At 43.5% G+C, this 23,839-nt stretch carries 24 protein-coding genes; 22 read left to right on the plus strand and 2 right to left on the minus strand.

From position 1 onward, the window contains the following. Nucleotides 1–19: 19 nt before the first annotated feature. Nucleotides 20–427 carry a F0F1 ATP synthase subunit epsilon gene (locus MKY20_RS05150; RefSeq protein WP_009332209.1) on the plus strand — a complete coding sequence of 136 codons (408 nt, stop codon included), beginning with the start codon at nt 20–22 and terminating at the stop codon, nt 425–427. 209 nt (nt 428–636) lie between these two features. Further along, the gene (gene ftsZ, locus MKY20_RS05155) at nt 637–1,797 is read left to right on the plus strand and encodes a cell division protein FtsZ (protein WP_217026595.1); all 1,161 of its coding nucleotides are present in this window, start codon (nt 637–639) and stop codon (nt 1,795–1,797) included. Nucleotides 1,798–1,952: 155 nt separating this feature from the next. Here ftsZ and MKY20_RS05160 read toward each other — a convergent pair whose 3' ends face one another. Beyond that, on the minus strand, nt 1,953–2,141 hold the full coding sequence (locus MKY20_RS05160) for a hypothetical protein (RefSeq protein ID WP_009332207.1): 189 nt from the start codon (nt 2,139–2,141) through the stop codon (nt 1,953–1,955). Nucleotides 2,142–2,362: 221 nt separating this feature from the next. On the opposite strand from MKY20_RS05160, the gene MKY20_RS05165 reads away from it, so the two are divergent. After that, nucleotides 2,363–2,593, plus strand: coding sequence for a hypothetical protein (locus tag MKY20_RS05165; RefSeq protein ID WP_019380615.1), 231 nt, complete (start codon nt 2,363–2,365; stop codon nt 2,591–2,593). Nucleotides 2,594–2,655: 62 nt separating this feature from the next. On the opposite strand, the gene MKY20_RS05170 is transcribed toward MKY20_RS05165, so the two are convergent. After that, nucleotides 2,656–3,372, minus strand: a complete 717-nt coding sequence (locus tag MKY20_RS05170; protein ID WP_251174304.1) for a LysM peptidoglycan-binding and 3D domain-containing protein — start codon at nt 3,370–3,372, stop codon at nt 2,656–2,658. Nucleotides 3,373–4,018: 646 nt separating this feature from the next. Between MKY20_RS05170 and MKY20_RS05175 the strand changes: the two genes are divergently transcribed. The 19 genes from MKY20_RS05175 (at nt 4,019) to MKY20_RS05265 (ending at nt 23,805) form a co-directional block, all read left to right on the plus strand. Then, nucleotides 4,019–4,393, plus strand: a complete 375-nt coding sequence (locus MKY20_RS05175; protein ID WP_009332205.1) for an NADH-quinone oxidoreductase subunit A — start codon at nt 4,019–4,021, stop codon at nt 4,391–4,393. Beyond that, nucleotides 4,384–4,896, plus strand: coding sequence for a NuoB/complex I 20 kDa subunit family protein (locus tag MKY20_RS05180; RefSeq protein ID WP_019380617.1), 513 nt, complete (start codon nt 4,384–4,386; stop codon nt 4,894–4,896). Before MKY20_RS05175 ends, MKY20_RS05180 begins: the two co-directional genes overlap by 10 nt. 3 nt (nt 4,897–4,899) lie before the next feature. Continuing rightward, nucleotides 4,900–6,279 (plus strand): NADH-quinone oxidoreductase subunit C, encoded by a 1,380-nt coding sequence (locus tag MKY20_RS05185; RefSeq protein ID WP_251264432.1) that lies wholly within the window; start codon nt 4,900–4,902, stop codon nt 6,277–6,279. Between the two features lie 3 nt (nt 6,280–6,282). Beyond that, nucleotides 6,283–7,383, plus strand: coding sequence for an NADH-quinone oxidoreductase subunit D (locus MKY20_RS05190; RefSeq protein WP_071157169.1), 1,101 nt, complete (start codon nt 6,283–6,285; stop codon nt 7,381–7,383). Beyond that, complete coding sequence (gene nuoH / locus MKY20_RS05195; protein ID WP_341000587.1) at nt 7,383–8,390, plus strand: NADH-quinone oxidoreductase subunit NuoH; 1,008 nt, start codon at nt 7,383–7,385, stop codon at nt 8,388–8,390. Before MKY20_RS05190 ends, nuoH begins: the two co-directional genes overlap by 1 nt. 394 nt (nt 8,391–8,784) lie before the next feature. Then, entirely contained in the window at nt 8,785–9,204 is a 420-nt protein-coding gene (nuoI, locus tag MKY20_RS05200) for an NADH-quinone oxidoreductase subunit NuoI (RefSeq protein ID WP_009332200.1), read from the plus strand. Beyond that, nucleotides 9,201–9,722, plus strand: a complete 522-nt coding sequence (locus MKY20_RS05205; RefSeq protein ID WP_019380621.1) for an NADH-quinone oxidoreductase subunit J — start codon at nt 9,201–9,203, stop codon at nt 9,720–9,722. Before nuoI ends, MKY20_RS05205 begins: the two co-directional genes overlap by 4 nt. Beyond that, on the plus strand, nt 9,719–10,033 hold the full coding sequence (gene nuoK / locus MKY20_RS05210) for an NADH-quinone oxidoreductase subunit NuoK (RefSeq protein ID WP_009332198.1): 315 nt from the start codon (nt 9,719–9,721) through the stop codon (nt 10,031–10,033). The genes MKY20_RS05205 and nuoK overlap by 4 nt, the downstream gene beginning before the upstream one ends. A gap of 144 nt (nt 10,034–10,177) precedes the next feature. Then, complete coding sequence (gene nuoL, locus MKY20_RS05215) at nt 10,178–12,046, plus strand: NADH-quinone oxidoreductase subunit L (RefSeq protein WP_251174302.1); 1,869 nt, start codon at nt 10,178–10,180, stop codon at nt 12,044–12,046. Beyond that, entirely contained in the window at nt 12,043–13,560 is a 1,518-nt protein-coding gene (locus tag MKY20_RS05220) for an NADH-quinone oxidoreductase subunit M (RefSeq protein ID WP_251174301.1), read from the plus strand. Before nuoL ends, MKY20_RS05220 begins: the two co-directional genes overlap by 4 nt. A 6-nt stretch (nt 13,561–13,566) precedes the next feature. Continuing rightward, the gene (gene nuoN, locus MKY20_RS05225; RefSeq protein WP_341000592.1) at nt 13,567–15,081 is read left to right on the plus strand and encodes an NADH-quinone oxidoreductase subunit NuoN; all 1,515 of its coding nucleotides are present in this window, start codon (nt 13,567–13,569) and stop codon (nt 15,079–15,081) included. Nucleotides 15,082–15,372: 291 nt separating this feature from the next. Beyond that, nucleotides 15,373–15,624 carry a DUF1146 family protein gene (locus MKY20_RS05230; RefSeq protein ID WP_009332194.1) on the plus strand — a complete coding sequence of 84 codons (252 nt, stop codon included), beginning with the start codon at nt 15,373–15,375 and terminating at the stop codon, nt 15,622–15,624. 272 nt (nt 15,625–15,896) lie between these two features. After that, entirely contained in the window at nt 15,897–16,640 is a 744-nt protein-coding gene (locus tag MKY20_RS05235; protein ID WP_217035403.1) for a YwmB family TATA-box binding protein, read from the plus strand. 33 nt (nt 16,641–16,673) lie between these two features. Further along, nucleotides 16,674–17,984 carry a UDP-N-acetylglucosamine 1-carboxyvinyltransferase gene (gene murA, locus MKY20_RS05240; protein ID WP_251174299.1) on the plus strand — a complete coding sequence of 437 codons (1,311 nt, stop codon included), beginning with the start codon at nt 16,674–16,676 and terminating at the stop codon, nt 17,982–17,984. A gap of 375 nt (nt 17,985–18,359) precedes the next feature. Continuing rightward, nucleotides 18,360–19,946 (plus strand): sensor histidine kinase, encoded by a 1,587-nt coding sequence (locus MKY20_RS05245; protein WP_251174298.1) that lies wholly within the window; start codon nt 18,360–18,362, stop codon nt 19,944–19,946. A 22-nt stretch (nt 19,947–19,968) separates the two neighbouring features. Next, nucleotides 19,969–20,655 (plus strand): response regulator, encoded by a 687-nt coding sequence (locus tag MKY20_RS05250; RefSeq protein ID WP_009332190.1) that lies wholly within the window; start codon nt 19,969–19,971, stop codon nt 20,653–20,655. A 183-nt stretch (nt 20,656–20,838) separates the two neighbouring features. Continuing rightward, on the plus strand, nt 20,839–21,816 hold the full coding sequence (locus MKY20_RS05255) for a tripartite tricarboxylate transporter substrate binding protein (RefSeq protein ID WP_019380628.1): 978 nt from the start codon (nt 20,839–20,841) through the stop codon (nt 21,814–21,816). A 12-nt stretch (nt 21,817–21,828) separates the two neighbouring features. Next, nucleotides 21,829–22,278, plus strand: a complete 450-nt coding sequence (locus MKY20_RS05260; RefSeq protein WP_019380629.1) for a tripartite tricarboxylate transporter TctB family protein — start codon at nt 21,829–21,831, stop codon at nt 22,276–22,278. A gap of 21 nt (nt 22,279–22,299) precedes the next feature. Continuing rightward, entirely contained in the window at nt 22,300–23,805 is a 1,506-nt protein-coding gene (locus MKY20_RS05265) for a tripartite tricarboxylate transporter permease (protein WP_009332187.1), read from the plus strand. Nucleotides 23,806–23,839: the final 34 nt, after the last annotated feature.

A 23,839-nucleotide genomic window follows, 5' to 3' on the forward strand; every position in this document is an offset into this window, starting at 1 on the left:
TGGACCAGGAGGGTAAAAAATGAAGACGATTAAAGTCAGTGTTGTTACTCCCGATGGCCCGGTGTATGAATCAGATGTGGAAATGGTAAGCACAAAAGCTCAAAGCGGTGAGCTTGGAATTTTACCTGGACACATTCCAATGGTTGCACCGTTACAAATTGGAGCCGTTCGTTTAAAAAACGGCGGAAAAACTGATTTCGTCGCAGTCAGCGGCGGATTCCTGGAAGTTCGTCCGGAGCAGGTAACGATATTAGCGCAATCTGCTGAGCAGGCAGAAGAAATTGATGTAGAGCGTGCCGTTCGTGCGAAACAGCGTGCTGAACAGCGCCTGAATGAGCAGAAGCGTGAAAACATTGATTTTCGCCGTGCAGAGCTTGCACTTCAGCGTGCAATTAATCGGATCGAAGTTTCGGAAAGAAAGTTCTAATAAAAACATCAGCACCCCTGGCTTTGCTGGGGGTGTTTTTTATAGTAATATTTACCACCGGAATTTTAAGAAAATTGCCCCAAAAAATAGATAAATCACTCGAATTCTTTCATATAGGCCTTTACAATAGAAGAGAGTAGACCTTTAAAGGGTTACTCTCTTTTTTAAAGCAATCATGCAAGTCTATTTGAATTAAAGGAGGAGCCGCAATGCTGGAGTTTGATACAAATATAGACCAATATGCTACGATCAAAGTCATCGGTGTCGGAGGCGGGGGAAACAACGCTGTAAACAGGATGATTGAACATGGAGTTGAGGGAGTAGAGTTTATTGCTGTTAATACAGATGGACAAGCTCTAAATCAATCAAAGGCAGAAGTAACCATGCAAATCGGCGCTACCTTAACGAGGGGCCTGGGAGCAGGGGCAAATCCTGATGTAGGCAGGAAGGCGGCTGAAGAAAGTGAAAGCCAGCTTCGTGAAGTATTGAAGGGTGCTGACATGGTATTCGTTACTGCCGGAATGGGCGGCGGAACTGGAACTGGTGCTGCTCCTGCCATTGCACGCATTGCCCGTGAAGTAGGCGCTCTGACAATTGGTGTGGTAACCCGCCCCTTCAAGTTCGAGGGCCGCAAGCGTGCAGCCAATGCAGATGCAGGCATTGAGGCAATGAAAAAAGCAGTCGATACGCTAATTATTATTCCAAATGATCGCTTATTAGAGATTATTGATAAGAAAACACCTATGCTTGAAGCGTTTATGGAAGCGGATAATGTCCTCCGCCAGGGAGTCCAGGGTATTTCTGATTTGATTGCCGTTCCTGGTTTAATCAATCTCGATTTTGCCGATGTTAAAACAGTTATGTCCCATAAAGGAACAGCCTTGATGGGGATTGGAATTGCCACAGGGGAAGACCGTGCGGCTGAAGCAGCCCGTAAAGCAATATCAAGTCCTTTATTAGAAACGTCCATTAATGGAGCCCGCGGCGTCATCATGAATATTACAGGCGGTGCTAATATCAGCTTATATGAAGTGCAAGAGGCTGCAGATATCGTCGCCTCCGCTTCAGACGAGGAAGTGAATATGATTTTTGGCTCGGTCATCAATGATTCCCTAAAGGAAGAAATACTTGTTACGGTTATTGCGACTGGCTTTAACGAGCAAGAGGAATTACGTGCCAAACCTAGTTCAAAACCATCAGCAGAAAGAGACTATGCTCATACATATCAGTATGCAGAAGAACCAAGCAATCGCCGGCCGGTTAGAGAACAAAGGGAACCGATTCAGGAAGATTACCGGGTGCAGGCTGACCCGCAAGAAGAGTCACTTGATACCCCGGCGTTCCTTAGAAACCGAAGAAGACGCTATTAATAAAAAACAGGCTGCCTTTTAGAGGGCAGCCTGTTTTTAGGTGAACTTAATCGAATGGAATTGATGGTTGATATGTTGGTGGGTGAGTGGCTAATAGCCGCAATCCGGGTTTTATACATAAGAAAGGACAGGCATAGGCCTGTCCTTGTATTATTTTAATACTTTGTCTGGTCATATAGGGTTAACTGATCCAGGTTTTTATGCACGGTCATAAGCTTTTTGAGAAGGCTCATGAACTTTTGTTTATCTTCAAAAGGAGTGACGTCTAGTTCTTTTTTTAGCTCATTGCTTTTTTTAACGAGCTCATCGAATTTTTGAATAACTGGGCAGTTGTTTTTAGTCATATGAATTTCTCCTAATTTAAGCTCTTGAGATAACTTTATCACAAAATATAATTTCATGGGAAACAGCCGTGTGACATTTATATTAAAAACAAATGGCCTTTTTAACTAATTTAACTATTTTGTTAAATGTGTCAGATTCTGTTGAAACCCGGGGAATAGAGTCATATATTATCAACATGGCTTAGAATGACAAGGCTTAAGAAAACCAGGGGGTGAGATCCTTGTCGACTGTATTATTTGGAACGATAGAATACTATGAAAGAGAATTAATCAGCTACTTTACAAATAATCATATAAGCAATAAGGGTGATGCAACCATGAAAATATTCATCATGCTTGAAGCGGAGATTTTCAATGTATTTTTATTTGACGAAGCGATTCGGATAAAATGTATGCAAAATCTATTAAAAGCCTTTTGCCGGGTGTCTGAAACATACCTGGTTAAAAAGTAGCCATTATTATGAATAGCACAATTAAGAGGTCCCTGTGTGAGAGACCTCTTCGTTAATTGCAATTAATTCAGAATCGTAACTTTTACCTCTTTTCTTCCCCATTGCATGGCATCTGGTGTGGCAGGAATAAACACATCAATTTCATTTCCCTTAATTCCTCCGCCAATATCCTCGGCAGTAGCATACCCGTATCCTTCTACAAATACTTTAGAACCCAAAGGAATTACGTCCGGATCCACCGCAATAACTTTTGCATCCGGGTTATCAATAAGATTTACTCCTGTTTTAGTAATGCCGATGCATCCTTCACAGCTGGCTGTATAGGCAGTTGCCGTGACAGTCAGGTTTTTGCCTGCTTCAGCTACAGGCTGTCCTGTGTTAGCGGCTTTTACAACTGTTTTAGATTTTATTTCCTTCGCAGAGCCATTTTTATAGATGATAAGCTCTAAACCGGGTTTAATAACGTCTGAGTTTAGCTGATTCCATTTTTTGAGGTTATGTACTGTAATACCGTATGTTTTGGCAATATTCCATAGTGTATCACCGGATTTTACTATGTATATTTCTTCAGGTGAAACATCGAGTTTATCATTTGGATGAATCAAATCCCCGGCTAGACCATTCCAGTTTTTAATATCCTGAACGGTCACTTCATGTTTTTGTGCTATGGACCAAAGGGTATCCCCTTTGTTTACAGTTACTTCTTCTGCATATGCGCTCGCACCTGCTGTACTCCAGATGGTTAAAGCTGTGAGCAGATAATAAAAATATTTTTTCATATTAAAGCCTCCTAATAGCTTGGTTGACAATTTCTATGCTAGCACAGAAAATTCAGAGAAAAAGAACAGGGGAGTTATAATTTAATTACGCACATTTCAAGAAATTAACGAAGAAACGGCAAAACATAATAATGTTCATAATAGATGAACAAAAAGCATCAGAAATGGTCATATTTGATACATTTAATCCTTAAGATGGTTTAAATAGAAACTTTTGTATGTGATTTATTTTCCGATATGTCGGTGCTGTATATTGATAGAACAGAAACTGACCGATAAATTGGAAAAGTGGCCGATAAACTTAAGGAGCAATGAATGCAAAAAACTCAGGCTTAAAATAAAAAACTCTTTTAAGGTGTTAAATATCTCACTGACAAAGCAGGGGGTTTAATTTTTAATGGTAGATAAATATAAATGAAGATTTTAATGGATATTGACTGGGGGCAAGCTCATATAATCTGGAGAAGGTGTTAAACCAGCTGGGAAGTGCGTATGGAAATTCTCTTCCGGCGATCCGATTTGAGGCCTAGATAGAATTTCCAATAATAGTCTGAGGTTGTGTCGACACATGGGGGAGTAGGGTGTATAATGGTTACGGTTACATGTTTAAATGTTGTGAAAATTTTCAGCATTGGAGGGGATAGGCATGGAGCTTTGGAATTTATATCAGAATAACTATTTGATAGTTTTTGTGTTTTTGTGCCTGGGAGTTTTACTGCCTGTGGTGGCTTTGTTTTTGGGAAAGCTTTTGCGGCCCTATAAGCCATATGATACGAAGTATACCACATATGAGAGCGGGATTGAGCCATTCCATGATTCGAGGGTGCAGTTCAATGTCCGCTATTATATTTTTGCCCTGATGTTTGTCATTTTTGATGTAGAGACGGTATTTTTGTATCCTTGGGCTGTGGCCTATGAGAAACTTGGTATTTTTGCATTGATTGAGATGCTGATTTTTGTATTTATGCTAGTAATTGGACTTGTTTATGCATGGAAAAAGAAGGTGCTGAAATGGATTTAAAGTTGGATAATATTTCACCAGAAGAAATGGAAGAACTGCAGCGAAATGTGTTTATGGCAACTTTGGAACAGATTAAAGCGTGGGCGCGGAGTAATTCATTGTGGCCAATGACCTTCGGGCTTGCTTGTTGTGCCATTGAAATGATGGGTGTTGGTTCATCGCATTACGATTTGGACCGTTTCGGATCTTTTTTCCGTACATCTCCCCGCCAGTCTGATGTCATGATTGTTTCAGGTACAGTAACAAAGAAAATGGCGCCAATCGTCCGCCGTCTTTACGATCAAATGCCTGAACCAAAATGGGTGATTGCAATGGGCTCCTGTGCAACAGCGGGAGGGCCATATGTTAAATCTTATTCAGTTGTAAAAGGGGTCGACCAGATTGTCCCTGTTGATGTATACATACCAGGATGCCCGCCGAACCCGGCAGCATTGATTTATGGAATTAATAAGCTAAAGGAAAAAATCCGTTATGAGGCTAAGACTGGGAAGAAGGTGATCTAACCTATGAGCGGAGAAAAGGATCTTGAACAGCTGAAAAAAGAAGCAGCAGCTAAAGCGAAGGCTGCAGCTCTGGCTAAAATGAAGGCGAAAGAGCAGGGTGAAGCGAAGGAAGAAACACCTGCAGAAGACATGGATCTGGCTAAGCAAAAAGCCGCCGCAGCTGCGAAGGCAAAGGCTGCTGCCCTAGCAAAGATGAAAGCGAAAGAACAGGGGGAAGCGAAAGAAGAATCCCCAGCAGAAGACATGGATCTGGCCAAGCAAAAAGCTGCTGCCGCTGCGAAGGCAAAGGCCGAAGCACTGGCTAAAATGAAGGCGAAAGAGCAGGGGGAAGCGAAAGAAGAAACCCCAACAGAAGACATGGATCTGGCCAAGCAAAAAGCCGCCGCAGCTGCGAAGGCAAAGGCTGCAGCACTGGCTAAAATGAAGGCGAAAGAGCAGGGCGAAGCGAAGGAAGAATCCCCAGCAGAAGACATGGATCTGGCCAAGCAAAAAGCCGCTGCCGCTGCGAAGGCGAAGGCTGCAGCACTGGCTAAAGTGAAGGCGAAAGAGCAGGGTGAAGCGAAGGAAGAATCCCCAGCAGAAGATATGGACATTGCCAAGCAAAAAGCCGCCGCCGCCGCAAAAGCAAAGGCCGCCGCAGCAGCTAAGGCGAAAGCCGCTGCTCAAGCAAAACAAGCTGGCGGGGATGACGAGAAAGCAAAGGCTATTGCAGCCGCAAAGGCGAAAGCCGCCGCTGCAGCAAAAGCAAAATTAGCTGCGGCAGGCAAAGCTGGCGGATCAGCTGATGATGAAAAGGCCAAGGCAATCGCAGCCGCAAAGGCAAAGGCCGCCGCCGCAGCTGCCGCAAAGGCAAAAGCTGCCGGAAGCAAGGCAGACACTGAACCGGCTGCAGAAAAAGCGCCATCCGTTAATCAGCCTTATCTTGATAAATATGTAAAGGTAATTGAAGAGAATCTTGGTGCTGACGTTCTTGAAGAGTACTATATTAATGATCTTTCCAAGGATGTGCCTACTTTAGTGGCCAAGGCTGAATCATATTTTAAATTGGCAGAATTCCTGAAATATAATGAACAACTTGGTTTTGATTACCTATCAGAGCTTCATGGCACTGATTTTGAGACGCATATGGAAGTGTATGCTCATTTATACTCATACAAAAAGCGCCAATCTGTAGCCCTTAAGGTTAAAATTGACCGCGATAAGCCGGAAATTGATTCTCTGCAGCCGTTATGGGCTGGAGCGGATTGGCCGGAATGTGAAACGTATGATTTGCTGGGCATTCAGTTCAAGGGCCACCCTAATTTATATCGGATTATGCTTGGGGAAGACTGGATTGGGCATCCGCTGCGCAAAGACTATGAACCGTACGATGTGGAGGTGTAACCAATGCTGCGAACCGAAGAAATGCTTTTGAATGTTGGACCTCAGCATCCAAGTACGCACGGTGTTTTCCGCCTTGTTCTGAAAATTGACGGTGAGATCATCAAAGAGGCGAAACCGGTCATCGGCTATCTGCACCGCGGAACGGAGAAATTGGCTGAAAACCTGCAGTATACGCAAATTATTCCTTATACAGACAGAATGGATTATCTTGCCGCCATGACGAATAACTATATCCTTGTGCATGCCGTTGAAACGATGATGGATCTTAAAATTCCGGATCGGGCCGAATATCTTCGGATAATTACCATGGAACTTGGCCGGATTGCCAGCCATCTCGTATGGTGGGGTACCTATTTGCTGGATATTGGAGCGACAAGCCCATTCCTGTATGCATTCAGAGAACGTGAAATGATCATCAATATGCTGAATGAAATATCCGGGGGCCGCTTAACGTTTAACTATATGCGTGTCGGCGGTGTAAAATGGGATGCTCCTGAAGGCTGGATTGAAAAAGTAAGAGAGTTTGTTCCCTATATGCGTGAACAGCTGAAAGGCTATCATCAGCTTGTAACAGGAAATGAAATTTTCATGAACCGTGTCAAAGGGGTAGGAAAGTATACGAAAGAGGATGCTTTAAACTACTCCCTGAGCGGTGCAAATCTTCGCTGCACAGGCGTGAAATGGGATCTCAGGAAAGATGAGCCGTATTCAATCTATGACCGCTTCGATTTCGATGTTGCCGTTCAGGACGGCGGGGATGCGTGGGCCAGGTATCATGTGCGCATGAAGGAAATTGAAGAATCATTAAAAATCCTTGAACAGGCAGTGGAACAATTCCCTTCAGAAGGCGAAATACTGGCAAAAGTTCCGAAAATCATCAAAGCGCCAAAAGGGGAAGCGTTTGTAAGAATCGAATCTCCGCGGGGGGAAATCGGCTGCTATATCGCGAGTGATGGAAAGAAGGAGCCATATCGCTTAAAATTCCGAAGGCCATCATTCTATAATCTTCAAATTCTCCCTAAACTGCTTGAAGGCGAAAACATTGCGAACTTGATTGCTATTTTAGGGGCAATTGATATTGTCCTTGGGGAGGTGGACGGTTAATGGTAGAAGAACTTCTTTATTCCGAAGCAGGTCTGCTGAATTTCGGTATTTTCTTCTTGCTTGCCACCGTTTTGCTATTAGTCGTTTTGGGGTTTGTTACTTATGCCATCCTGGCAGAACGTAAAGTCATGGGGTTTATGCAGCTGCGCCATGGCCCGAATCAGGTCGGAGGACGCTGGGGGCTTCTTCAGACCGTTTCTGATGTATTAAAGCTTTTATTAAAAGAAGACACCATTCCTAAACTTGCAGACAGGCCGCTGTTCATTCTTGCACCGGTCATTGCGTTTGCACCGGCATTTATGGTGCTGGCAACGATTCCTTTTACAGATAAACTTCAGTTTGCTAATATTGGAGTTGGACTGCTGTATTACATAGCCATTTCCGGACTGACAACAGTCGGTATTGTCACCGGAGCTTGGGCTTCCAATAATAAATATGCCCTGCTTGGGGGGATGCGTGCTGCGGCCCAGATGATTTCTTATGAGATCCCGCTCGTTATGTCTGTATTAGGCATTATCCTTTTAACAGGCAGCTTAAACCTCAATGAGATCGTGGAAGCGCAAAAGAATGGCTGGTTCATCATTTGGCAGCCAATTGCTTTCATCGTATTCCTGATTGCTTCGACAGCTGAGCTGAACCGTGTTCCATTTGACTTGCCTGAAGCTGAATCAGAGCTGGTCGCAGGTTTCCATGTTGAATATTCCGGCTTCCGCTGGGCGTTCTTCATGCTTGCGGAATATGTATATTTCTTTGCAATGGCTTCGTTGACAACCGTATTATTCCTTGGCGGGTGGCTGCCGCTTCCATTCCTGGAATTCATTCCGGGTGCCGTTTGGTTTGCACTTAAATTCACGGCTGTAATCTTTATCTTGGTTTGGTTTCGTGTCACATTCCCGCGCCTTCGTGCAGACCAGCTCATGGAATTTGGCTGGAAGGTTCTGCTGCCCGTAGCGCTTGCGAATATCTTCTTAACAGCTTTGCTGAAAGAATGGCTGAATATATTTTAATTGAAGACCGGCCTCATAAAGTTTCGTGAACTGTCTAGCTCCACAAGGAACGATTCGACAGCATCTTCATCGCAGGACTAAAAAGCGTTAGCTTTTAGGAGCGCCTACCCCCCTCGAGGTCACAAGCTTGTCTAGTTGCGGCTCCTAGGGACGAAAGACTAGCCAATCCCTTTCAGAAGGAAAGAACACCTTCTGAAAGGGCTCGTCTTGTGCTTGTCGGGGGTGGGCAAGGCGCTTCCGCATTTCTAAAATTGTCCAGCTCCAGGCGCCATCGGCTCTCGGGTCTAAGCCAATCCGTCCAAAAGGTAAAAAAACAACCTTTTAGCCGGCTCGTCTTATGCTTGTCGCCGATAAGCGGGCGCCTTATGCATTTCTTAACAAGGGGTGAAAAAACATGCTTGGTTTAGCGAAAGGATTATCGTATACCCTAAAAAACCTGACACGCAAAAAGGTAACCTATGACTATCCGAATGAACCGCTTCCGCTTCCGGACAGGTTCAGGGGAATTCAAAAGTTTTATCCTGAAAAGTGCATCGTGTGCAATCAGTGTGCAAATATTTGTCCAACCGATTGTATCCAGCTGACAGGCAAAAAGCATCCGGACCCTGCCAAAAAGGGAAAAATCATTGATACCTATGACATCAATTTCGAAATTTGCATCCTTTGCGACTTGTGCACAGAAGTCTGCCCAACCGAAGCGATTATCATGACCAATAATTTTGAACTGGCGGAATATAGCCGGGATGAGCTGTTTAAAAATCTTGAATGGCTTGATGAAAATGATGAAAATATACGGAAGGTGAATAAAGCATGACGTTTTCAGGTGAGTTTTTAGCGTTTATGTCTCTAGCTTTAGTTGCGGTCATCGGCGGCGTGCTTTTATTAAACCTTACCAAAGTCGTGCATATGGTTGTCGCTCTGGTATTTACATTTGTAAGCATTGCCGGAATTTATGTGCTGCTTTCAGCTGAATTCCTGGCTGCCGTTCAGATCTTAATTTACTCCGGTGCCATTACCATCATCATGCTGTTCGGAATCATGCTGACACGCCATAACGATACAAGCGAGCCGAAAACAGGACGCTTTCGAAAGCTGTTATTATTCCTGGGTGTGCTTGGCTTTGCTTTCGCGGTGTACATCGGGATTTATAACCTCGATTTGCCGTCAGCACCGAATGACCTTCATGTCAATAATACAGAGCAAATCGGAATTGAGCTTTACTCAAAATTCATAATTCCATTTGAAGTAACATCTGTCCTATTATTGGTCGCTTTAATTGGTTCAATTGTTTTGGCTAAGAGAGATGATGAAAAGGAGGCGGAAAAGGAATGAGTACAGTTCCCGTTCAAGCCTACCTGGCATTGGCTTTAATTCTTTTCTGCATCGGGCTGTATGGTGCCTTGACAAAGCGCAATACCGTGATTGTCCTGATTTCAATCGAACTGATGCTGAATGCGGTCAATATCAATCTGGTGGCATTCAGCAAATACGGCATTATGCCATCCATAACAGGCCAGATATTTGCTTTGTTTACAATCACTGTTGCAGCAGCAGAAGCAGCAGTTGGCCTGGCGATATTAATTGCTCTGTACCGTAATAAAAAGAGTGTTAATATTGATGAAATGGATGCTATGAAGCACTAAAGAGACTGTGGAAATGCAGCCGGACTGGCTGAGAATAGAGAGTAGTGAAGGCTGCCATATATGGCGCCGCCTTTATGGACCTGAAAAAAGGTCCCAATCTGACACGCCAAGCATTAGGGTGTGTTCAAAAAGGGGATTGTGATAATGATGGAGAATGCATGGATCATACCGCTTTTCCCGCTTTTATCGTTTTTGTTCCTTATTTTATTCGGCAAACGGCTAAAAGAAGCGAGTGCTTATATAGGAATTCTGTTTACCCTGGCATCGCTTGTCTATTCAATATTGGTGCTATTTGACCGGTTTTCGGCACCAACTTTTAAAGCAGAAGGCGTTTGGCTGACTATAGGGGATGTTCAGTTAACAGCGGGTTTTGAAGTTAATCAGTTAAATGCATTGATGCTGGTAATTGTATCACTTGTCAGTTTCCTGGTACATACGTATTCGAAAGGGTATATGCAGGGTGATGACCGCTTCCCTGTTTTCTATGCTTATTTAGGGTTATTTACATTTGCCATGCTGGGCCTTGTCATCTCGCCTAATCTGCTTCAGACGTACTTCTTCTGGGAACTTGTCGGACTTGGTTCCTTCCTGCTGATCGGATTCTATTTTTACAAAGAGGAAGCAAAGGCTGCGGCTAAAAAAGCATTTATCATGACCCGTATTGGGGACGTCGGCCTTTTGATCGGAATGATTCTATTATTCTGGCAGGCTGGCAGCTTTGAGTATGATGAAATTTTTGCAGCTGTTGAAGCTGGTGCCATTTCTGGCACAATGATTACGTTAACAGCCATTCTTATCTTTGTAGGGGCTGTCGGTAAATCGGGCCAATTCCCGCTGCATACCTGGCTTCCGGACGCAATGGAAGGACCGACGCCGGTCTCCGCATTAATCCATGCTGCGACAATGGTAGCGGCAGGTGTGTATTTAGTGGCAGCGCTGTTCCCGCTGTTTACAGCAAGTGAAACAGCACTGATGACTGTTGCTGTAATTGGGGCATTCACAGCCATTTTTGCGGCAAGCATCGGCCTGGTCCAAAAGGATATAAAGCGGGTGCTCGCTTATTCAACCGTCAGCCAGCTTGGCTATATGATGCTGGCGCTCGGTTCTGCCGGATATGTAGCCGGTGTATTCCATTTAATGACACATGCCTTTTTCAAGGCCTTGCTGTTTCTTGCAGCCGGAAGTGTCATCCACGCGGTTCATACACAGAATATTGAACATATGGGCGGATTATGGAAAAAGCTGCGCGTGACTGGCCCTCTATTCCTGATTGGGACACTGGCGATCAGCGGGGTTCCATTATTTTCAGGGTTCTTCAGTAAAGATGAGATTTTAATTGCTGCCTGGGCGCATGGGAATACAGTACTGTTCTGGCTAGCGGTGATTGCTGCGTTCTTTACGGCATTTTATATGTTCCGTCTGTTTTTTATGGTTTTCGCTGGTGAAGCAAGAATCGATATGAAAAATGTTCACGAGTCGCCTAGTGTAATGACGCTGCCAATGGTGGTCCTAGGAGTGCTGGCTGTAGTGGCTGGATATGTGAATACGCCATGGTTTGGTACGTTTCTTGGTGATTGGCTCGTGGAAGATAACCATGCTCTGGGCCATGGCCATATTGAGGGACCTGCATGGATAATGATTGTCGCCACTGCTGTATCCCTGCTTGGAATTTTCCTTGCCTGGCTAATGTACGGCAAACGTTCGCTTGCCCGTGACTGGCTTACAAGCAGAATGCCGCTTTCATACAACGTTCTGTACAATAAATACTATATTGATGAACTCTATTCGCTGACAGTGGTGAATGGTGCGAAATTCATTAGCTCATTTCTGCGATTCCTGGAAGTGTTCCTGGTTGAGGGACTCGTGAAGAGCGTTACTGGAATCACGTCTGCACTCGGAAGACTGGGTTCTAAATTTCAAAATGGCCAGATTCAGACATACGGAACAGCAGCGTTTGTCGGGCTTGCTATTTTAGTTGTCATCTATGCGTTTACGGGGGGGTACTTAAAATGAACTTAGCGTATTTTCTATCCATTTTAGTTTTCTCCCCGCTCCTTGGTATTTTAGTATTATCATTCCTGCCGAAAACACAGGAAACATTGATCAAGACCGTAGGAGTTTTGGCTACCATTCCGGCACTGATATTGGCGCTGATAGCCTATTTTCAATACCGGGCAGGTGCAAGTCTGGAACAGCTGAATGAAAAAGTCAGCTGGATTCAGTTTGGAGATTCCGGCCAGCTGGGCAACCTTTTTTCCATTGATTATGAACTGGGGCTGGATGGATTTTCATTAATCATGGTTGTGCTCACTGCTGTGCTTTCTACACTGGCAGCTATTGCTTCTATTCATATTAAAAAAGAATGGAAGGGCTACTTCATGCTGTTCCTGCTGCTTGAAGTCGGCATGCTTGGTGTATTTGCGGCTGAAAACCTGATTCTTTTCTTTATTTTCTTTGAAATCACCTTGATTCCGACCTTCTTCCTGATCGGGAAATGGGGTTACTTTGAAAAGGAAAATGCCGCTTACAGCTTCCTGATCTATAACGGTCTCGGATCTGCTGTGCTGCTGATTGTCATTATGGTGCTGTTTGCCCGTACTGGCACAGCTAATATTGATGCTTTGATGGCCGCAATGAACGCGGATAATCCGCAGCTAGTTGCGCCAATCTCTGAAAATATGAAAATGGGCATGCTGATTGCGCTTTTAATTGCGTTTGGAGTGAAGCTTCCTATATTCCCGCTGCACAGCTGGATGGTAAGGGTGCACGTACAAGCTCCGCCATCAATCGTCATGCTGCATGCCGGAGTGCTTTTGAAAATTGGTGCCTTCGGTTTAATCCGCTTTGGTATGGGAATATTTCCTGAGCAATTCCAAAGTATTGCTGTATGGCTGGCTGTACTCGGAGTCGTGAATTTACTGTATGGAGCATTTCTGGCATTTGTTCAGACCGATTTTAAAATGGTGCTTGCCTACTCCTCTATTTCCCACATGGGAATCGTTTTAATCGGGTTAGGCGCATTAAATGAGGCAGGAATCCAGGGGGCGATTTTCCAGGTTGTTTCCCACGGTTTAATCGCAGCACTTTTATTCTTCCTTGTCGGTGTTTTTTATGAACGCGTTCAAACATCCAATATTCAAAATCTCGGCGGTTTGGCAAAAGGGATGCCGATTACAGCAGGCTTCCTGCTTGCAGGGGCTATGGCCTCACTTGGCCTGCCTGGCATGTCAGGGTTTGTAAGTGAATTTATGGCCTTCCTTGGCCTGTTTAAAGAAATGCCGATTCTTGCCGCAGTCGGTGCGATCGGAATCATTATGACAGCTGTTTACCTGCTTCGAGCGGTACTGGGCATCACATACGGCAAAGCGCTTAGAGATTTTGCCGGCGTAACGGATATGAAGAAGTTTGAGTTTGTGCCTGTCCTGGTCTTAGTCGGCTTAATTGTCCTGATTGGTGTTTATCCGAGTGTACTGAGCGAACCGCTGACATCAACACTTGAAACGATCATGCTGGGGATAGGAGGGTGATGAAGGATGGATCTCGAAACATTATTATCATATGAATGGGGCATTATGACGCCGGAGTTCATCATCCTTGGTGTTGCGACCGCTCTTTCACTAATGGATTTGTTTATGCCGAAATCACAAAGCCGTAAAATTCTCGGCTGGGTCGGCTTTGCCGGAATTCTGGCAGCACTTGTTTCTTTACTTGGCCTTATCGGACACGGCCCGGAATCCATTTTGCTTGATACATTCAGGCTTGATTCATTTGCAAAAGCTTTTAAGCTGCTGCTTTTGATCGGATCGGCAATGGTACTGCTGATTGCCATTGGCTATGAGCCAAATGAAGGATTGGAAGAGTTCAGGGGGGAATTTTTCTATTTATTCATGGCTGCATTGCTTGGAGCGATGATCATGTCTTCAAGCGGAGACTTAATCACCCTGTTTGTGGGACTTGAGCTTCTTTCCATCTCGTCTTATATTCTGGCAGGCATGAGAAAAAGAAATCTGCATTCAAATGAATCTGCCATGAAATATGTGATAAATGGCAGTATCGCCACAGCAATCACTTTGTTTGGAATGAGTTATGTATACGGTTTAACTGGAACTACGAACTTAAAGGAAATGGCAGGATTTTTGACATCCGTCTATAACGAGCAGCATATTTACCTGCTTGGCCTTGCGTTCTTTATGATTGTGGTGGGGCTATCCTTCAAGTTGGCAGCAGCACCGTTCCATATGTGGGCGCCTGATGTGTACCAGGGCGCACCAACACCTGTAACAGCTTTTTTAAGTGTAGTTTCTAAAACAGCCGGGTTCATCATTATAATCCGCATCCTGTTCTCAATCTTTTCAAATGCACCATCCGGTGAGGCTCAGGGGCTGCCGATGATTCTTGCTCTCCAGGATTACATAGCCTTCCTGGCCGGCGCCACGATGATCATTGGGAACCTGATTGCGTTAAGACAGCGGAATATCAAGCGTTTGTTTGCCTATTCCAGTATCGCACAGGCTGGTTATCTGCTGGTCGTCATTGCGAGCATGTCATTGTTCATGTTTGATACACTCTGGTTTTATCTGGGAGCCTACTTATTCATGAACTTGGGTGCTTTTGCGATCATCAAGCATGTAACACATAAATCGGGCTCTGAAGATATCAGCCAATTTGCCGGCCTATACCGCCGCGCGCCGTTCCTGGCCATTGCCATGGCCATCTTCCTGCTCTCGCTTGCAGGAATTCCCGGAACAGCCGGTTTTATTGGCAAACTGAATATCTTTATGGGTGCATTAGTGCCGAGTGAAGGACATTATGTATTAGTATCGATTATGATTGCGACAACAGTTGTTTCATACTTCTATTACTTCGGCGTAATGGTGCAAATGTTCTTCAGGCCAGCAGGTGATACAGGGAAGGTTAAGATCCCAGCTGCATTAACAGCTGTTATCGGAATTAGCCTGGCAGCAACAATCCTATTTGGAGTTGCACCGAATATCGCATTTGACTTCCTGCAGGGCAATTTCAATCAGTTCACTGATTTCTTTCAGTAAGGTTAAAATCGCTTTATAGGATGGGGATTATAAAAAAGCTTTTACAAAAAGGGGACAAAAGGGGTATTAATAAGAGAGGGGGATTTTCCCCTTCTTTTTGTTTGCCCCTGTTTACACTTCGTGTTTTTTCGACAATTCGATATAATGGACATATAAACTGCGAAAAAGAAAGAAACTTAATTTTCAAAAAATATCCATTCGTGAAACTTACCTGGTAAGATAAACGTCAAATGGTATTGTAGCGCACAAAGCAGGTAAGCGACGTGGCAAATTGTTAAGGGAGGGAAGAAGATGGTATCAGGATTTGGGCAACAGGCACTTATCAGCATTATGTCTCATCTGGTGTTTATTGCGCTGGCCTGGTGGGCACTTCAGGCACTGCGGTTCGAAACGCTATTGCGGGCGAATCATGTTTTTCAGGCAAGGGTACTGTATGTTCTGCTTTCCATTGTGATTGGATCAGCCGTAAGCAATTTCTTTCTCGATTATCTTCTATGGTCCCAGCAGCTGCCGCTTATTCTGCAGAACATCACCTTTCTTTAGGAGATGCATTTGATGGCCATATTTTTTATAAATATAGGTCTTCATACATGTTTTCATTTTGATAATTATTGAGTAAAATCTTTTTGTTGCTTGTTTTCCTGCATACATACTAGTTTGTGAAATGGTTTTCAAAGTATGCAAAAAAGGGCAGGAATAGCATCGGAGTTAACAGTGATTTTGCTGCCTTTTCAGTTTGTCAAAAAGTGACGACAATTCCCAAGTATGCTCTCTCTATCCTTGGTAACAATGGTACTAAGGGGAGGAGTTTAGAGATGAAAAAATTATTCATGACATTATCCATTATTGCCATTATTGGTTTCATGATGATAAACATTGGGAATAAGACGACTGTAGCCAAAGGGGAGCTTGACCTGTTAACGATGGCCTCGGTTTTACAGGGCGAGAATATTTTAATCAAGAATTGGACTTTGCATGCGAGAGAAAAAATGGAAAACCTTCAAACCCTTCAGGAAGTGAAAGCATTCACCGATGAATTGCAGTCGAAATATCCTGATTGGGAATGGAGCTTTCAAAGATCAGAAAAGGCTTGGGAAGCAGAAGCTATTATTATGAAAACAGATACTCAGTCAGAAGCAGTAAAAGTTTTATCGACCCCCACAAAAGGTCAAGTTCAGACGTATGTGATTTATGAGGCCAAAGGTCAGGGGTGGAAGAAAGAACAAAGCGAACTGGCTGCAGAACTGAAAAGTAAGATTTCTGACATTTTTCGAGGAAATGCCACAATTTTCTCTTGTATCCAGGGTGAATTCAATGATAAGATGAATAAGTCTTTGCCTGATACTGCAGCTCAATTGCTGGCAGCTTTTAATGCAACAGAAATAGAAGCACTAAAAGAAGACCAATTTATTTCAGCATCAGCAAATTCACCGCTCTTTGGTGAATCCATTGAGACAAATGGCAATAAAATGAACATGCAGCTTGGATTACGGACACAAGGAATGGGCGCCAAGACAAACATAGTTATTGGCACACCCATCATTACGATTGAATATTAATATAGAGAAATTGGACGCGGAGGGGAATACACTTTGGATAAAATCATCGTCCGCGGCGGAAATAGGTTAAGCGGTACTGTCAAAGTAGAAGGAGCAAAAAACGCTGTCTTACCGGTTATCGCCGCAACACTGTTAGCAAGTGATGGCAAAAGCGTAATTCGTGATGTCCCAACACTCTCCGATGTATATACTATTAATGAAGTATTACGCTATTTAAACGCCGAAGTGGAGTTTGAAAATAATACAGTAACAGTAAATGCATCTCGAGAGTTGAAGGTAGAAGCACCTTTTGAATATGTACGCAAAATGCGTGCTTCAGTTTTAGTCATGGGATCTTTATTAGCAAGAAATGGCCGTGCCCGTGTGGCATTGCCAGGGGGCTGCGCAATTGGTTCCCGCCCGATCGATCAGCATTTAAAAGGCTTTGAAGCGATGGGTGCGAAAGTAAAGGTTGGTAATGGCTTTATTGAAGCGGAAGCACCAGAAGGCCGCTTGCATGGAGCAAAAATATATCTCGATTTCCCTAGTGTTGGTGCTACGGAAAACATTATGATGGCTGCAACATTAGCCAAAGGCACAACGATTTTGGAAAACGTAGCAAAGGAACCGGAAATTGTTGACTTAGCTAACTTCCTGAATAAAATGGGTGCCAAGGTTAAAGGGGCAGGAACTGGCACGATCCGCATTGAAGGCGTGGACGTACTGTTTGGTGCAGAGCACAACATCATTCCTGACCGCATTGAAGCAGGTACATTCATGGTAGCAGCTGCCATAACAGGCGGAGACGTTCTTGTAAAGGGTGCTGTTCCTGAGCATTCCGCTTCTTTGATCGCCAAGATGGAAGAAATGGGTGTTACCTTCATCGAAGAAGCTGAAGGAATTCGTGTACTGGGTCCAGATAAATTAAAGGCAGCTGATATTAAAACAATGCCTCACCCTGGCTTCCCGACAGACATGCAATCACAGATGATGGCCCTATTGCTTCATGCTCAGGGTACAAGTGTGATCACGGAAACTGTATTCGAAAACCGATTCATGCATGTGGAGGAATTCCGCCGCATGAACGCTGATATTAAAATTGAAGGCCGTTCTGTCATTATGAACGGACCAAGCAATCTGCAGGGTGCAGAAGTAGCTGCTACAGATCTTCGTGCAGCCGCTGCGTTGATCCTGACTGGATTGGTGGCAGATGGCGTAACACGCGTAACAGAGCTGAAGCATCTTGACCGCGGATACGTGAATTTCCACGAAAAGCTTGCTGCACTCGGTGCAGATATCGAACGTGTGACAGAAGTGGAAGAAACACCTGTTAATAACAGCATTGTTTCTGACATGAACGCGTAAGTAATGCCAATCAAGGCGGCCACCTGCAAGTCGTCAAAATAGTCGCCTTGCGCGCATTCCAAACTGAAACCGCAGAATCGAGCTGTCAGAGGACTGACAAATCGATTCTGCGGTTTTTAATTTCTGATATTAATAACATTTGAACGTTGATTACTGCTCCAGCCCTCTCCGAGAGGCTCGACTTGTGCTTGTCGGGGGTGAGCACCTAAGGGAAGCTTCCTTGGGTGTTCTTCGCACGGAACAAGCGGCTTGTTCCGAAGGCGCTTGTGCTTTTCTTATTGGCCGACTAGTAAGAAGTATTCATGGATAATTTTGAATATTTATACTAATATAATAGAAAAAGATGGGATATAGTGAACAGCTAATGAAGATATCATGAAAAAATTCCTAAAGGTTTCATTGAAGGTGAAAATTCTGGGATTGGTCCTCATGCTGATTATATTTATCATCACTTCTTTATCAGGTCTATTTATTTATATGAAGCAGGCTGATGATGTGGTAAAGGCGAGGGAAATTTCCTTGGAAACGGCCAAGACCCTGTCTTATATGCCTGCCCTGCAAGATTTTTTTCGGCATGGCGGCGAATATGAAAATATCAATATATTGATGGACCAGATTAAATATCAATCCAAGCCCATGACTGTATTTTTTCAGGGCCGTGATGGGAGGATGATTGCTTCAACAGATGAACAGGGTTTATATAAAATGCTGAATAATGACAATGCAGATAAAGCGCTTACTTATGGGAGCTATTACGTACTCCAAACAACGGAAAACGGCAGAAAGGTGCTTAAAGCGATTGCCCCAGTTATGGTGGATTATGGGCCATATAAAAAAGTGGAGGGTACAGTCGTTGTTTTATATGAAATGGATGCGATATATATTTCTATTTGGGATGACATCGCAAAGATTCTAAAGGCCTCCGTATTGATCTTAATCATTGGGATTTTTGGAAGCTTCCTATTGGCCAACAGCATTCGCAAAGATACTCTCAATCTGGAACCATATGAAATTGCCGCTTTGTTCAGAGAAAGAAATGCAATCCTGCAATCGGTGCGAGAGGGAATCATTGCTGTGGATGCACAAGGAGTTATCACCATGATGAACTCGTCTGCACAGCATATGCTGGATATTGAGGCACAGGCAGAAGGTCGGCCCTTAACTGAAGTAATTGGCTCCTCAGAAATGTTAAAGATCCTTTCAAACAATGAAAAACAAATGAATGTTGAAATACAATACAAAGATAAAATTATGATCGTCAGCACTGAGCCAATTATTGAAGAAGAACAAAAGAAAGGGATGGTCGGAAGCTTTCGTGATCGGACAGAGATTAAGCATATGATTGATGCCCTATCCGAGGTTAGGCAGTATTCCGATGACCTGAGAGCTCAAGCTCATGAATTCACCAATAAGCTGTATGCCATTCTCGGCCTTCTTCAGCTGAATAAGAAAAGGGAAGCGATTGAGTTTATTAAAAATGAGGCACATATCCATTCAATAGAGGAAGATTTATTACTATCGAAAATACAGGATGAAAAAGTCCAGGCTATCCTATTAGGGAAAATGGCGCAGGCATCGGAAAAGAAGATAAATTTTGTTATTGACCCAGAAAGCTCGCTGGAATCCCTACCGGAAAAATTCAAGCTATCTTCCCTGATCATTATTTTGGGAAATCTCATTAATAATGCATTTGATGCCGTTGCAGAAAAAGAAGAAAAGATGGTTCATTTCTTTGTGACAGATATCGGAAATGACGTAATTTTTGAAATCAATGACAATGGCAAGGGAATTAAGGATGAGGATAAGCCGTTTATTTTTCAAACCGGTTTTTCTTCTAAGGGAAAACATAGAGGATATGGACTTGGGAATGTAAACGATGAAGCACGATCATTAGGCGGAATGATTGAATTTGACAGTAATGAAGAAAATGGTACGGTGTTCACTGTCTACTTGCCAAAATGATTATCTCTTATAAAGGGGGAATTTGAGTGGGGTAATCAATGTTGTAATTGCTGAGGATGATTTCCGAATTGCGCAAATCCATGAAGAATTTTTATCAAGGGTTAAGGGCATGAAGTTAGTCGGGAAGGCCTTAAATGCTAGGGAAACCATGAATTTATTGAACGTCCATCAAGTGGATTTGCTGCTGCTGGACATATATATGCCGGATAGATTGGGAACAGACCTGCTGCTGGAAATCCGTGAAAAGTTCCCCACACTGGATGTTATTTTGATATCAGCCGCCAGAGAAAAAGAATATTTGCAAAAAGCCTTGAAATTTGGCGTCCATAACTATTTGATTAAGCCGGTAACAATGGAGACCTTTGTCGGAACAGTTGAGAAATATAGGAAAGATAAGCAGATCCTGGACTCAATAGCGGAAGTGAATCAGGATGCCATTGACCGGTTATTTGGAAGCCGCAAGGTGAAAGAGGATAAACTTGATTTGCCAGCAGGAATTGACTACCTTACCTTAAACAAAGTAAGCCAAATACTAAAGAAAGAGACGAAAGGCATGTCCGCTGACAAGGTTGGCGAAAAAATGGGCGCATCCAGGACTACGGCCAGAAGGTATCTTGAATATTTGGTAAGTGCCAATAAAGCGTATGTGGAGCAGGAGTATGGGATTGTAGGACGGCCGGAACGAAATTATTACATAAAAGAAGGATGAGGAAAGGTCCGAGTGATCAGGGCTTTTTCTTTTTTTTATAAAAATGTGAACCAATGAACATATGAACATAATGAACAAAATGCATATAAAGGTTTATATGGACATTTTTTTGAAAACGTTTACACTATGGTGTTTAGAATTTATTATAAATTCAGAATAAATAACTTATAAGGAGTGGATACCATGAAAAAACTTGGAATATTAATATTATCTGTAGTATTGCTTTCGGCATGTTCATCAGGTAAAGCATCTAACAGTGCAGATTACCCTTCTAAGAACATTGAAATTGTAGCCCCTGCATCTCCGGGTGGAGGATGGGATTTGACTGCCCGATCCGTACAGAAAATCTTAAAAGATAACAAACTAGTCAAGAGTAATGTAAATGTCATTAATAAGCCGGGAGGCGGCGGTGAGGTGGGCTGGAACTATCTGCACAGCAAAGACTCTCATAACCTTGCAGTAAATTCGAGTTTGCTCCTGACGAATAATTTACTGGGACAAAGTAAGCTGACGCACAAAGAATTTACTCCGTTAGCAACTCTGGCCACTGAATGGCAGGCAATTGCCGTATCGGTTGATTCTCCATATAAATCCATCAATGACTTAATGGACCAGATCAAGAAGGATCCAAAGTCCATTAAAATCGGAGTTGGCCCTGGATTAGGAAATGATGACCATCTGGCATTTGTACAGGTTGCAGACATGAAAGGGATCACACCAGCAGATTTGAATTTCCTTGTTTATGATGGTGGCGGGGGAGATGTGGTTACCGCTTTGATGGGGAACCATGTGGATGCTGTAACCACATCGTTATCAGAGGTTAAGGATCAGCACTTGGCTGGAAAGCTTAGAATCTTGACTGTATCCTCTGATAAGACATTGGAAGAGCTCGAAGATGTGCCTACACTTCAGGAAGAAGGAATAGATATGGTCTTTCCTCACTGGAGAGGTATTATGGGCCCGCCTGACATGACTGAAGAAGAAATCAAATATTGGGATGAGAAGTTAACGGAAATGGTTAAAACGGATGAATGGAAGAAGCTGCTTGAGAATAATGACTGGGATGACTTCTATCAAAATAGTGAAGAAACCAAAGCGTTTTTTGATGAACAGGAGAAGTTATACAAAGATCTGATCAATGATTCTGGATTGGTTAAGTAAGGGAGCGATGGGATGAAAGCCGTAAAAATAGGAATGCCTTTGTTAATGATCATCATTGCCGGTTTCTTTTTAATCAGCTCATTCGCCATTCCAAAGGCAAATCTCGGAAACCCAAACGGGCCTTTATACTTTCCGATAGGATTAAGTATTTTCATGCTGGTGCTTAGCGTCATCTATCTCTTTAACGAATTAAAAACCCTGCATGAACATAATGGGAAAATCCAGGGGCTTTTTGAGGGGAGAACATTGAAATTAATAGCAGTGACCATCGCCCTGGGAGTGATTTACGCTTTTATTTTCGAACCTTTTGGATTTCTGGCTTCTACCATTATTTTCCTGGGATGTCTGCTCTTCTATGTGAATGGATGGAAGAAGTGGAAGGCTAATATCATTGTCACGGTTTCATTTTCGTTCATAACCTGGTACGGCTTTAGTGAATTATTGGGTGTGAGTTTACCATAAATATGGAGGTGAGAAGTTAGCATGGATGCTTTCTTGCAAGGGTTCCAGATCGTTTTACAGCCAATGAATATCTTTTGGGTTGTAATTGGCGGGTTTTTAGGCACGATTGTCGGCATGCTCCCAGGCCTGGGGCCAGCTACAGCTGTTGCGGTGTTAATACCCATTACCTTTGGGATGGACCCGACAAGTGCGATCATTTTAATGGCTGCCATTTATTATGGTGCCATGTATGGCGGCTCAAGAAGTTCGATTCTCCTCAATACACCGGGGGATGGATCTGCCATCGCGGCCACCTTTGACGGATATCCGATGGCTCAAAAGGGACAGGCAGGAGAGGCAATGGCCATTTCCGCAGTGGCTTCCTTTATCGGCGGTGTATTGGCGGTCTTTGGTTTTATCTTTTTGGCAAAGCCGCTGGCAAACTTCGCTTTAAAATTTGGCCCATCAGAATATTTCCTATTAATGCTTTTAACATTATCGGCCATTGTATCACTTTCTATCGGTAAAATGGTGAAAGGCTTCATCGCGATGGCGCTGGGTCTTCTGATCAGTACCATTGGAATTGACCCCCAGACGGGGGTGCACCGTTTTACAATGGATATTCCCCATTTAAGTGAAGGTATTGAATTCCTCATTGTTATTATCGGTGTTTATGCAGTAGGAGAAGTTTTTTATAACTTTTTAACTATTGATAAAGTAAAAAAAGAAAAGAAAAAGGTTGGCAGAATCTGGTTTACCAAGGAACAATGGAAAAGGTCGAAGTGGCCGATACTTCGCAGTGCTCCATTAGGATTTATCGTTGGTGTCCTCCCTGGGGCGGGAGGATCGATTGCTTCCATGATGAGTTATTCTTCTGAGAAGCAGCTATCAAAGAAGCCTGAGGAGTTCGGTGAAGGTGCTGTTGAGGGACTTGCAGCTCCGGAATCATCCAATAATGCTGCTTCTGTTGGGGCAATGATTCCGCTTTTGACCATGGGAATTCCAGGTTCAGGCACGACAGCGGTCATGCTGGGAGCTCTTATTATGCTGGGAGTGAGACCTGGCCCCTTGCTTTTTGAAAATGATCCTGGAATGGTATGGGCCCTGATCAACAGCATGTTTATTGGAAATATCGCATTAGTCATCATCAATATTCTCCTTGTCGGCTTATTGGTGAAAATCCTGGATACACCAGCTAAGGTTCTATATCCGCTTATCATCATGCTGGCGTTTATAGGCACATACACACTCAGCTATAGCACCGTTGATTATTTCCTGCTGCTTCTTTTTGGCGTAATTGGGCTTTTTATGAAAATAATGGACTTCCCAATTGCCCCTCTGGTGCTGGCAATTATTGTGGGCGGGGATATGGAGCAGAATTTCCGGATGGCCCTGACTTCATCTAACGGCAGCTTAAGTATATTCTTTTCTTCCGGAATATCGATTACACTGATTGTGCTGACTGTACTTTCTTTGTTCTATCCAATTGTGATCAATAAGTTCAAGAAGAAAAGCAGAAATGATGATAAAGATGCTATCTCTGCTTAATATGGATCCAGGAAAGTCCACCAGAATAATGGTG

The organism is Cytobacillus sp. FSL W8-0315 (assembly GCF_038002905.1).
GTDB lineage: Bacteria > Bacillota > Bacilli > Bacillales > Cytobacillaceae > Cytobacillus > Cytobacillus pseudoceanisediminis.